The following is a 10,827-nucleotide window of genomic DNA, read 5'->3' on the forward strand; positions in this document are numbered from 1 at the left end:
CCGCTACACTCCAGCCGCCCAGCGAAACCCGCAGGTCAGACAGCAAAGTCCTGCTGGAGTACTAAGACCGTGTCCTATGTGGTGAGGCGGACGCTGACCCGGTATGGGGCGGGGAACGTGGAGTTGGATCGTGCCGGACGGGCTGTGGGACATTGCGAAGCCGCTGATCCCAGAGCAACGCACACGGCCGCAGGGCGGTGGAACAGCCAACACCCCTGATGAGACGCTGTTTGCGGTCATCATCTACGTGTTGGTCAGCGGCTGTGCCTGGCGGGCGCTGCCGCCCTGCTTCGGCGTCTCGAAGTCCACGGCCCACCGCCGGTTCCTCATCTGGTCCAGAGCCGGCGTCTGGGCCCGTCTGCACGAAGCGGTCCTGCACCGGCTCGACGACGCCGGCCTCATCGACGTCACCCGCGTCGTTCTCGACACCGCCCACGTCCGGGCGAAAAAGGGGGCGAACACCCAGGTCCGAGCCCCGTGGACCGAGGCAAGCCGGGTTCCAAGATGCACATCCTGTCGGACGCGAATGGACTGCTCCTCGTCGTCGGCGTCTCAGCTGGCAACACCCATGAAGCGAAGGGCTGAAGCCCATAGTGGTGGGTCACCAAACGAGACACGACCCCCATCGCGGCCGCTACTTCAAGCCCGAGCGCCTGCACGCGGACAAAACGTATGACCGGCTCGACCTGCGGAGATGGTTACGCGGCAAGCGCATCGGAGTCCGGATCGCCCGCAAAGGCATCGAGTCCAGCGAACGATTGGGTCGTCGCAGGTGGGTGATCGAGCGGACGATGTCGTGGCTGTCCGGCTATCGCCGACTCAGCCCCGATACGAGCGCGATCCCCGTAACTACCTGGCCTTTCTCGGCCTCGCCGCCGCCCTGTGCTGCTACAAGCGGCTCGTCCGCCTCACCACATAGGACACGGTCTTAGTCCGATGCAGCGAGCAGTGCCTCCCCCACGGAGCCGCCCATCGCCCAGGCCATCGAGGGGAATGCTCATGTAAACACACCGCCACCAGGGAAAGTGCACTCTTTCGAGTAGCTGTTCAACTCGGGCGCCGTCACTACGATTTGCACGGAGCGCGGCACAGGATCCCGTATGGGAACCGTGTTTGCGCGCGCGGTGAGAACAGTACACGGAACGAGGTGAGGTGATCATGCAGTTCGCGAACGGTATGCCGGCGGACCAGATCGTCGGGGTGGCCTGGCAGAAGGGGAGCACCAGCATCGGTGACGGTAACTGTGTCGAAGTGGCAAAGCTCCCGGAGGGGAGCATCGCCATGAGGAACTCCCGGTTTCCAGCCGGACCCGCACTGGTGTTCACCCCGGCGGAACTGAGGGCTTTCCTCGACGGGGCCAAGGAGGCGGAATTTGACCACATGATTGGCTGATTCACGAGCTCTCACCCGGAATCGCAGGCCATGTGTTGTGGCGGCGGGTATGCACCAGGCATGCTGGACTCGCTTCGTCCACAGTCGCCCCGGAGTTCGCATGCCCGTCGCCCGTCGCATGGAAGATCCCGATGCCGGATCGCCGGTGCTCTCCATGCAGCAGACCGAGTCCCAGCCGTCCGCAGGCAGGATGCTGGGTGATGAGCTTCGACGCTGCCGTGAAGAACGCGGATACACCCTGAAAGAGGCGGCCCGCGTAATCCGCGGATCGACCTCGAAGATGAGTCGCCTCGAACGTGGCGAAAGCCCGCCAAAGGCGCGGGACGTGTACGACCTGGCGCGGTTCTACCGGCTCAACGATCAGCAGATGCAGCTCATCGAACAGCTGCTCGTACAGACGAACAATAACCAGTGGTACGACCAGTACGCCGACGTCGCACCGGACTATCTCAGGCGCCTGATCCAACTGGAAGGCCAGGCCGATCAGATTACCACCTTCGAAAATCAGGTGGTCCCCGGACTGCTTCAGACTCCCGAGTACGCCGAGGCCCTGGTACGTCAGGTGATGCCCACCGCCTCGCCCGATGAAAGGGCGGGGATCGTGAGGCTGAGGGGCGACCGGAGCAAGCATGTGCTCGGTCGGATCCGCTTGATCGCTTTCTTGGACGAGACGGTCCTCGACCGGCCTCGTGGCTCCAACGAGGTCATGCGAGCCCAGCTGAAGCACCTGCTGCACGTCGCCGAGACCAACAAGGTGCACGTACGCTTGATCGAGAAGACTAGTATCGCTCCGCCCTTCCCGATCACTCACCTCACGTTCCCCGACGGGCAGCACTCCGAACTGGCCTACATCGAGCAGGTCCGCAGCGCCGTCTATGTGACGAAGAAGCGGGCACTGGACGAATACCGCAAGCTGATGTCCGACCTGCATGAGGTGGCGCTGTCGAAGGAGGACAGCATGGAGATGTTGAAGAAGGCCATAGAGCAGTACCGCGACCGCTGACCGGCCCTGCCTGCCGGCGGGTGGCTTGCGGCTTGGCGGTCGGCTCCATGGCCCTGCGGCTCAGATACGGGCAAGGCCGCCCCATTCGACCCAGTCGGTGGGCCGCAAATGCTTCGGCGGGGGCGGCGCATCCGGCCGCCAGTCGATCACGTCGCCGAGCCCTGGAGGCTCGATCTGCATGCCGTCGAAGAAGCGAGCTACTTCTTCGGTCGTACGGACCCGGCCCCACTGGCCGCGCGTCTCCTGCTCCATCAGCTTCGTGACGCCATCCCGTACCTTCGCATCGTCACTGACCAGCTGGCAGATCACCATGTAGCTGCCAGGAGGTAGTGCGGCCGCGACCCGGCGGACCACTCGGTCGGGGGCTCGCTCGTCGTCGGTGTCGGCCAGGCAGTGCAAAACGGACACGAACAGGGCGGCTACTGGCTTGGTCCAGTCCAGCACCTTCTTGGCGGATCGGATGATGCTCTCGGTATCACGCATGTCGTAGTCGAGGACCAAGGTCCGGTCGTTCTCGTCGAGGGTAGTTCTCGCATGTGCCAGGACCATCGGATCGTTGTCGACGTAGACGACGCGCGAGCCGGGGTCCAGCCGCTGCGCTATCTCGTGCACGTTGTCCTGCGTGGGCAGACCCGAGCCATGGTCGATGAACTGGGTGATGCCGTACTCTTCGACCAGGGCCCGCACCACACGGCGGAGGAAAGCCCGATTGGTCTGCGCAAGTTTCTGAGTGCTGGGCGCGATATCTAACAGCCGCTGGCAGGCATTACGGTCCGATTCAAAGTTCGCCGACCCGCCCAGAAGCCAGTCGTACATACGCGCGACACTGGGCTGATCCATGTCGACAAAGCGAGGTTTCCTTTTCTCCCCATGGGTCATGCACACTCCCAAAGCCTGATCGAAGGCCAGGTGTCTAGGTGGAGTGGCTCATCCTAAGGGTTCATGGCGACCGAGACCATCACTCGACCGGACGCCCTTCGGGTTGAGTTAAGGCGCACACGCACAGCGAATTAGCGCCGTCACTGCGCCGCGCTCGCCCCATGTGCGCCGCGCCCGTAGAGCGCGTCGGTGAACACCGGCGCCACGCACGGCGGCAGAGCATGCAGCGCACGATCTGCCGATCGCAGCAAGCCGCGCACCGTATAGTCAGGCACCCCCATCAAGTCGGCTGCCTCTTCCACGGAAAGGCGCAGCCGCCGGTGCAGGAGTACGACGTCGGCCTGCCTCCCCTCCAGCAGGCAGTGAATCGGCCATACATGCCCCGCGCCGCAGTCCGAGTGGCAGTTGGCCTGTTCATGGAGCATCCCCCACGCCTGAGCAGCCGGGGACCCCCTCAAGGCCGCCTGCCAGATGTCGCGCAGCCTGTCGAAGACGGTCTCCACGCAACGCACCGCTCGAACCCTGCTACCGGTCCTGACCTGAGCGTAGTCGAGATAGGCGTCGTGGTGCAGCTGACGGAAGGCGAAGTACTCCAGCCGGAACCTGTCCGGCACGCTTGATTCCGGTCCAGTTGCCAGTCCAGAGCCGTGGCCGGCCCGCATCACGTACCGTCACCTCCGGACTGCGGCTCCCGCATGGTCATATGCTGCGGCACCTGCGGCGGCCACAGGCCCTCCGGATCGGCTCCCAGGGAAGCGATCAAAAGCGAGAAGACCGATCGATCCGGATTCGTTCTGCCTTCGAATAACGCAACCGCCTCCTCCGGTGCCAGACCAGCTCGTCGACTCACTGCGGAGAGTTCGGGGGTGCCAGCCGCGATGCGTGCGCCCCTAAACGCCGCCGACAGCGTTCCCAGTCCGGCCGCCAGGTCGCGGTGGCACCTTCCGTACCAGGCCCGCTCCCACAACCACTTGATCTCTTCGGGGTCGTCTTCCATCAGGTCGATCAGCACATAGGTCAACGTCCAAGGCGCCACCGCCTGCCCATCAACCACCAAATGAACGGCAGGAACTGGAACTTCCGCCCTTTGGGTCAGCTCTTCCGGACTCACTCCCAAGTTCCGCTGGAGCGTTTTGAGGGCGTTGCCGAGCAGCTGCGCACCCTGCTGCATCGCCAGCACCACTGGCAGCAGAACACCGTCCGTGAACGCCATGGCCATGCGTGTGGTCGGCTGCGTCCGCCGCCCTGCGGTCGACGAGGTTTCGGCCAGCAGCTCGGCAGCCTTGGCACCGCCCCAGTGGGCCCGTGCTGACGCCTCGGTGGTCCCGGCTGCCTCGGCGATCTCCCGCCACTCCTTGCCTTCGGCGCTGGCCACAACGGTGACAGCCGCAACCAACCGCACAGCCTCGCGCTGAGCTTGGAAGGCGAGTTCGAACACGGGGCTCGGCGGCTCGTCACCGCGAACGAGGACGAGGAGTTCTGCCGTCTGGGCGGCGAGTTCAGCGGCGACGACGCGATGGACGTCTCCGACGTCTTGCCCCGCACGTCGCCTCCACTGCCGTTGGGCCCTGCCCTGACACAACTCCGTGCAGTAATCTCGTCGGTGTCCACGGCGCCGACCCGACTCCGGGATCGGCTTCTTACAGAACGCATACAGCGAGGCACGTGAGGGTCCAGCCACCTGATTGCCCCTTCCCATCCGGCGCACGTGCTGCCCGACGGACGTGGCAGCACTGCGAGACGGGTGCCCGATGCGGACACCCGCCGTGGACTCGACGTCAGACGATCCGGCTGCGCAGGAACCGGAAACTGCTGCCGCGGCAGAGTTTCACCACGATGACGATGATCATCCAGACCAGCGCGCAGCTGATCTCGGGGGACGCCGACCACGAGTTGGGGGCCAGCGGGAGGCTCTTGCTCCCACAGACCCCCACGACGACGGCGAGCATGACCACGAGCACCAAGACGAAGCCGGCCTGCACACGCATGTCCATCACGGACACCGCGCGGGGTTTACCCGGCACTGCGGGCGGGGTAGGGGCGATACGAGACGCCGGGGCGTGATTCGAGGCTTCCCGGCCGTTTTTCGGGGTCACTTCTTCGACCTTTCGCGTATGGGAGTGGCCTGTCTCTGGTGGCCCCGGGATGCAGCCCGGGGCCACCGCACAGTTTGTGACCACATGGCTCCGTGCGGTTATCCCACGATAGCCCGAAACCGAAGCCTTCACAGACGCGCTCCCGCGATCCCGAACGCTTTCCCGTGATGCAACAGGTTGCCACCCGCAATCATGATCGACATTGATCGAATCAAACATACTTCTGGCTGAATGGGATCCATCAAGTCAACTTGCAGGCGAACTGTGAAGCATTCACTTAGAAACACGACTAAAAACCGTCTGTAGATTTCATCTTCGCAGGTCACCGGTATGCCGCCGCTCACTTAGTGGTGCGGAGCGGTGACATCCCCTTCGACTGCACGTGCATATGGGAAAATGAGCAAATTGCCTTCGCGAAAACCTGACTACATGCTGGCGGCGCGCCGGTGTCCGCATGGCCGCACGTACCCGATCGTCACGACGAAGCGGTCAGCGGTTCGTGCATTCATTCGCCTCAGCTGCAATTTGCGAGCAAAGAGGGCGAGCGCGGCTCCGGGACCCTCAGACAAGTCGGGCACCGATATCACGCGATAGTTCGAGTGACTCACTTCACATGAGGGCTGCGCTGCCCGCGCACGCGGGCATGTCCCGCCGACGCGTGCTCCGGGGGACCTCTCGGGCAATCCAGTTAGGCTTCCGCAGGTGATTCAGACTGTTGTGTTCGACGTCGGTGAGACGATCACTCGGGACGACCGCTACTGGGCTTCCTGGGCGGACTGGCTGGGCATCCCGCGTCACACTCTCTCCGCCCTGGTCGGTGCCGTGGTCGCGCGGGGTGAGGACAACGCCGAGGCGCTGCGTCTGGTCCGGCCGGGTATTGATCTCGCCGCCGAGTACCGCGCGCGTGAAGCCGCCGGCCGCGGCGAAAGGCTCGACGAGAGCGACCTGTACGACGACGTACGCCCTGCCTTGACGGTGCTCCGCGAACGTGGCGCCCGTGTAGTCATCGCGGGCAACCAGACGGTGCGCGCCGGCGAGCTGCTGCGTGCCTTGAACCTTCCGGCGGATCTGATCGTCACCTCGGGGGAATGGGGTGTGGCGAAGCCGCGGCCGGAGTTCTTCGAGCGTGTGCGGGAGGTGGCGCAGGCGGCTCCGAGTCAGACCGTGTACGTCGGAGACCATCCGGTCAACGACGTGTTCCCGGCGAAGGAGGCCGGGCTGCGCGTGGCACACCTTCGCCGAGGACCGTGGGGACACCTGTGGGCGGACGACCCGGACGTCGTGGCCGCCGCGGACTGGCGCATCGACAGCCTCACCCAGCTTACAGAGTTCATCGGGACCTGACCGAGCTGAGCCGGCTCCACCGACTCCGGTTGATGGGGCGTTCGCGTATGCGCTGCGTCTCGACGCGGGTACGGTTCGGAGTGGACGCACCGGACTGGAGCCAGGATGCCCGCACACACTCGGGGCGGAGTAGGCGCGCGGATCGCGTATTACCGCAGCGTCATGCGCCCGAAGATGACACAGCAACAGCTCGCCGAGGCGGCCTGCGTCGCGCTCGGCACGATCCGCAAGATCGAACGCGGCGAGCGCGGCGTCGGCGACTCCACCCTCGAAGCCATCGCGGATGCTCTCGGTGTCGACCCCATGCGGCTTCGCGCCGACCGCGGCCCGGCACACACTCCGGTGCACGATGCGCTGCCCGCGCTCTCCGCCGCGATCGCCACCTACGATCTCCCCGAGGACGGTCCCGCACGCCCCCTTCACGAACTTCGCGCAGCCGTGGCGGAGGCCTCACGCTGGCGACTGGGAGCCCAGTACACGCGCATCGCCCGCAAGCTGCCCGACCTCCTCGTCGAACTCGCCCGCGCCTACCACCAAGCCCCCTCAGACCAGCGCACCGAACTGGCCCGGCTGCTGGTCAGGGCATACCGCTCGGCGGACGCCGTCGCCTACAAGTTCGGCGCCCGCGACCTGTCCGCACGCCTGATCGAACTCATGCGGTGGGCGCTCCCCGAGACGAACGACCCGCTGCTTGCCGCCTCCGTCGCCTACGTACGGACCGAAACCTTCTTCGCCGCGCGCGCCCACGTCTCGGGACTGCGCGCCCTGGAACAGGCTCTGGACGCCGCCCCCGCACCATGCGCAGCACCAGAGATCGCGGCCAGGGGAGCCCTCCATATGCGGGCCGCCGTCATCGCCGGCCGGGCACGTGACGCGGCCTCCGCAACCACCCACCTCCATGAGGCCCGCGCCCTCGCCGACCGGGTGCCGGAGGACGTCTACTACGGCACCGCGTTCGGCCCCGACTCCGTGCGCATCCATGAGGTGTCCGTCGCCGTAAGCCTCGGTGACGAGCATGTCGGCCGCGCCCTCGACGTGGCTCGCGAGTGGAAGCCCCCCACCGATCTTCCGGCTGAGCGCCGCAGCGGTTTCTACATCGAACTCGCCCGCGCCCAACTGTGGTCCGGGCGGCCGGACCATGCCTTCGAGTCGCTGAAGGTCGCCCGCCGCATCGCACCTCAGCACACCCGCGAACACCCGTGGGTCCGCGAGGACGCCGCCACGCTGCGTCGGCTGAAACGAGCCGACTCGGAGACGCTCACCAACTTCGCCGAGTGGTGCGCCGCCACCTGAGCGCCCCCGGCTACCCCTCGCCGGGGTACTTGTGAGGATCGCCGACCCCCACCATCTGTGCCACGCGTAGGAGCCAGCAGATGGGATCGGGGATGCCGAACGCACTCCCGCTCGCGCCGACCGTCGTCGACAGCAGCGTGAGCATCGCGCGGCTGCACGGTGAGGCCTGCTTCGACTGCGGGGCTGTCGGCAAGAGCCTGCGCGCGGCCGGAAACGTCGTGGTCCGTGGCAGCACCCGTGTGTGGCGGATCTTCACGTGCGGATGCCGACGGAAAGTGGCTGCGCCGTGAGGACCGAAGGAAACGGGTCTCGGCGTCCGTGTGCGAACAGTTCCGAGCGTGGCCAATGCGGTGAAGGAGCGTCGACACCATGAAATCCACAGTCCAACCCGGCACCACGGCACTGCGACCGGTCGGTGCCGCGCCGGACGTGCTGGTGCGCTCCAGCGCCGACCACGCGCTGGTCGTCAGACGTCGACTGCCGTCTACGTCCTCCTCGCCGAGCGAGGAACGCGCGGAGCGGCGGGAGCACGGGGTGGCGCCGCTGACGGTGAGGCCCCGTTTCGCGCCGCTGGGGGATGGCGGGGTGCAGTTGGACGTCGGCGTATCGGTGTGCGGCACCTACCTGGGGCGCCGGAGTTGAGCACGGTGGAGTTCGAGCCGCAGGTGCTGAAGTCGTGCTGATTGATGCCGATTCCGTCTGCACGCGGCTGCGGCGCTCGTCGTGTCCGGCTCCCGCACAAGGCACCCGAACGCGCACGATCGTGAACCAGGGAGTTCCCCATGCCCCCCAGAGTTGATGGCACGGCCGGCACAACGAATCAGGTCGTGGCCCGGCTCCAGGACACGCCGACGATCGGTCTTCCGTTCTTCGAGATGACGCTGCCCTGCGAGCCGTCCCGCGTCGGATTCGTGCGACGGGCTTGTACGGCCTGGGCTCGGCGTCATTGCCGGTTACCGGAGCATCAGGTCGACGTCTTGGACCTGGTCGTCTCCGAGCTGTGCACGAACGCGCTTCTGTACGGCCGGGAGGATGCGTTCGCCGTGCGCGGCTGGATGCCGACGCATTCCTGGGTGCGTCTGGAAGTGAACGACCGCACGCCGTCCGCCATCCCTGTTCCGCAGCATGTCGGCTCCGAGTCGGTGAGCGGGCGGGGCCTGTGTCTCGTCGACGCCCTCGTGTCGGAGTTGAAAGGCACGTGGGGGTTCAGCGCCGACGGCTCCGTGGCCTGGTGCCAGGTGCCCACCGTCCTTCCCTGTTTCGACGTGACCGTTGAGGAAACCGATGTCTGAGCCCGTGTCCTCCGCCCGCCCGGCCACGCACCGCCGCGGCCGTCCGCGCAGGTCGCCGGCCGAGCGGTCGGTGTACGAACAGGTCCGCTCGGCGGTGGCGGTGTCTCTTGTGACCGTGCCCTTCACGCTGGCGGCCGTCGCCGTCGTATGCCGGCTGTTGCAGGTCTCCGCGGGGCATCTCGTGCTCGCACTCGCCTGCGGGATGTCCGTTCCCGCGCTCGTCGGTGCATGCCGGTCCGACGCGGCCGCGGCTGCCGTGTGCCGGGCGCATGGCGCGGAGTTGCAGCGGCTGGCGGACGCAGCGGCGGACGTGGAGAAGTCCGTGGTCCGGGCGGCGGAGGAGCTGTGCCGCGGCGGGCGCCCTGCGATTCCCGATCTGTCGGTCGCCGTGGTGAGCGGGGACTCGGCCGCGGAGGTCGAGACGGCCCTGACACGGGTGAAAGCGGAGGCTGTGCAGGCCTTGATACGCATGCACGAACAGTCGCAGTCCGCCGTCCTGCTGGAGCTCCTACGGCACCTGTCCAGGCGCGAACACGCCCTGATCAGCCGCGCGCTGGAGTCACTCGGCGAGTTGCAGGCGAGGACCGACGAGCCGGAGCTGCTGGCCGGCATCTACGACGCCGACCACCTGGTGACGCGGATGCGTCGCATGGTGGAGAGCAAGGCGGTGCTCAGCGGGGAGTCGCTGCGCAGCGCCCGCCGGCCGGTGAGCGTGATGACGGTGCTGCGCGGGGCCGTCTCCGAGGTCGTGCAGTATCCGCGGGTCAGGGTGGCCGCGGGCGCGGTGGGGGCCGAGCTGGCGTTGCCCGGTTATGTGGGCCCTGAGCTGTCCCACCTCGTGGCCGAACTGATCGAGAACGCCACCGAGTTCTCCGATCCGCGCACGCGGGTGCTGGTGCGGGCGGAGAAGGTGCCCGCCGGACTGGCGGTCGAGGTCGAGGACCGTGCGGTGCCGATGAGCCCGCAGCAGCGGATGCGGCTGAACCGCCTGCTGGCCGCTCCGGACGAGGTGGACGTCAGCGCGCAGTTGCGGGACGGGCAGATCGGTCTGCTGACGGCCGCGAAGATCGCCCGCCGTCACGGCATGAAGGTGACGCTGCACGAGAACCCCGCCGGCGGGACCACCGCGGTCGTGGTGGTGCCGGCCAGGTTGCTGGTGCGTCTGGAGACGCCCGACGTCATCTCCGTCCCCGACACCGCGGCGGCCGCGTCCGCTGCCGGCGACCGGCCGCTCCCGGCCGCCGAACCGCCGCCACCCGTCGCCCGGTCTTCCGCGGCCCGGCCCGAGCAGCGGGCGAACGACGCCGGACAGACCCCCGCCGCGTCCGTCCCTCCTGCCGATCGGCCCCGTCTGCCCCGTCGCCGGCAGGAGCGTCTGCCCCTGCCGGATGCCGGTCCGCAGATCCAGAGCGCACCCCGCGGCGCCGCCACCCCCGGCCTGGCGGCCGCGTTCCGCAGCGGCCAGCAGGCGGCCAGGGGCCTGGGGACCGCCGTACCGGGTGCTCCGGTGACGGCCGCCGACCGCGGC

Annotated in this window: 12 protein-coding genes and 1 pseudogene; 9 read left to right on the forward strand and 4 right to left on the reverse strand. The window is 67.2% G+C overall.

Annotated elements, in window-relative coordinates; all coding sequences use genetic code 11:
* The first annotated feature begins 103 nt into the window (after positions 1-103).
* From IE225_RS32025 to IE225_RS32035, 3 genes and pseudogenes are all read left to right on the forward strand, one after another.
* Positions 104-919 (forward strand): annotated as a pseudogene (locus tag IE225_RS32025) (IS5 family transposase).
* Positions 920-1,158: 239 nt separating this feature from the next.
* The gene (locus tag IE225_RS32030) at positions 1,159-1,392 is read left to right on the forward strand and encodes a DUF397 domain-containing protein (protein WP_190061179.1); all 234 of its coding nucleotides are present in this window, start codon (positions 1,159-1,161) and stop codon (positions 1,390-1,392) included.
* A gap of 100 nt (positions 1,393-1,492) precedes the next feature.
* A complete protein-coding gene (locus IE225_RS32035; protein ID WP_190061180.1) occupies positions 1,493-2,395 on the forward strand; it encodes a helix-turn-helix domain-containing protein in 903 nt (300 codons plus the stop codon).
* Between the two features lie 60 nt (positions 2,396-2,455).
* On the opposite strand, the gene IE225_RS32040 is transcribed toward IE225_RS32035, so the two are convergent.
* The 4 genes from IE225_RS32040 to IE225_RS32055 form a co-directional block, all read right to left on the reverse strand.
* Positions 2,456-3,274 (reverse strand): SAM-dependent methyltransferase, encoded by an 819-nt coding sequence (locus tag IE225_RS32040; RefSeq protein ID WP_190061181.1) that lies wholly within the window; start codon positions 3,272-3,274, stop codon positions 2,456-2,458.
* 140 nt (positions 3,275-3,414) lie between these two features.
* Positions 3,415-3,888, reverse strand: coding sequence for an RNA polymerase sigma factor sigma-70 region 4 domain-containing protein (locus tag IE225_RS32045; protein WP_190061182.1), 474 nt, complete (start codon positions 3,886-3,888; stop codon positions 3,415-3,417).
* A gap of 47 nt (positions 3,889-3,935) precedes the next feature.
* Positions 3,936-4,712, reverse strand: a complete 777-nt coding sequence (locus IE225_RS32050) for a hypothetical protein (protein ID WP_190061183.1) — start codon at positions 4,710-4,712, stop codon at positions 3,936-3,938.
* 340 nt (positions 4,713-5,052) lie between these two features.
* Positions 5,053-5,268 carry a hypothetical protein gene (locus IE225_RS32055; protein ID WP_190061184.1) on the reverse strand — a complete coding sequence of 72 codons (216 nt, stop codon included), beginning with the start codon at positions 5,266-5,268 and terminating at the stop codon, positions 5,053-5,055.
* Positions 5,269-6,072: 804 nt separating this feature from the next.
* On the opposite strand from IE225_RS32055, the gene IE225_RS32060 reads away from it, so the two are divergent.
* From IE225_RS32060 to IE225_RS32085, 6 genes are all read left to right on the forward strand, one after another.
* Positions 6,073-6,714, forward strand: coding sequence for an HAD family hydrolase (locus IE225_RS32060; protein WP_125499624.1), 642 nt, complete (start codon positions 6,073-6,075; stop codon positions 6,712-6,714).
* Between the two features lie 162 nt (positions 6,715-6,876).
* On the forward strand, positions 6,877-8,007 hold the full coding sequence (locus IE225_RS32065) for a helix-turn-helix domain-containing protein (protein WP_229880204.1): 1,131 nt from the start codon (positions 6,877-6,879) through the stop codon (positions 8,005-8,007).
* Positions 8,008-8,099: 92 nt separating this feature from the next.
* A complete protein-coding gene (locus IE225_RS32070; protein ID WP_190061186.1) occupies positions 8,100-8,297 on the forward strand; it encodes a hypothetical protein in 198 nt (65 codons plus the stop codon).
* Between the two features lie 79 nt (positions 8,298-8,376).
* Entirely contained in the window at positions 8,377-8,649 is a 273-nt protein-coding gene (locus tag IE225_RS32075; RefSeq protein ID WP_190061187.1) for a hypothetical protein, read from the forward strand.
* 140 nt (positions 8,650-8,789) lie between these two features.
* Complete coding sequence (locus IE225_RS32080) at positions 8,790-9,299, forward strand: ATP-binding protein (RefSeq protein ID WP_125499616.1); 510 nt, start codon at positions 8,790-8,792, stop codon at positions 9,297-9,299.
* A partial coding sequence (locus IE225_RS32085; protein ID WP_190061188.1) for a sensor histidine kinase occupies positions 9,292-10,827 on the forward strand: 1,536 nt, incomplete at its 3' end. The genes IE225_RS32080 and IE225_RS32085, both read left to right, overlap by 8 nt.

It is taken from the genome of Streptomyces echinoruber, from assembly GCF_014651135.1.
In the GTDB taxonomy this organism is placed as follows: Bacteria; Actinomycetota; Actinomycetes; order Streptomycetales; family Streptomycetaceae; genus Streptomyces; species Streptomyces echinoruber.

What these genes read in the sequence shown, in the direction of transcription:
- IE225_RS32040 (WP_190061181.1), bottom strand. Translation starts at nt 3,274, where the DNA reads ATGACCCATGGGGAGAAAAGGAAACCTCGCTTTGTCGACATGGATCAG.
- IE225_RS32080 (WP_125499616.1), top strand. Translation starts at nt 8,790, where the DNA reads ATGCCCCCCAGAGTTGATGGCACGGCCGGCACAACGAATCAGGTCGTG.
- IE225_RS32065 (WP_229880204.1), top strand. Translation starts at nt 6,877, where the DNA reads ATGCGCCCGAAGATGACACAGCAACAGCTCGCCGAGGCGGCCTGCGTC.
- IE225_RS32075 (WP_190061187.1), top strand. Translation starts at nt 8,377, where the DNA reads ATGAAATCCACAGTCCAACCCGGCACCACGGCACTGCGACCGGTCGGT.
- IE225_RS32055 (WP_190061184.1), bottom strand. Translation starts at nt 5,268, where the DNA reads ATGGACATGCGTGTGCAGGCCGGCTTCGTCTTGGTGCTCGTGGTCATG.
- IE225_RS32070 (WP_190061186.1), top strand. Translation starts at nt 8,100, where the DNA reads ATGCCGAACGCACTCCCGCTCGCGCCGACCGTCGTCGACAGCAGCGTG.
- IE225_RS32030 (WP_190061179.1), top strand. Translation starts at nt 1,159, where the DNA reads ATGCAGTTCGCGAACGGTATGCCGGCGGACCAGATCGTCGGGGTGGCC.
- IE225_RS32035 (WP_190061180.1), top strand. Translation starts at nt 1,493, where the DNA reads ATGCCCGTCGCCCGTCGCATGGAAGATCCCGATGCCGGATCGCCGGTG.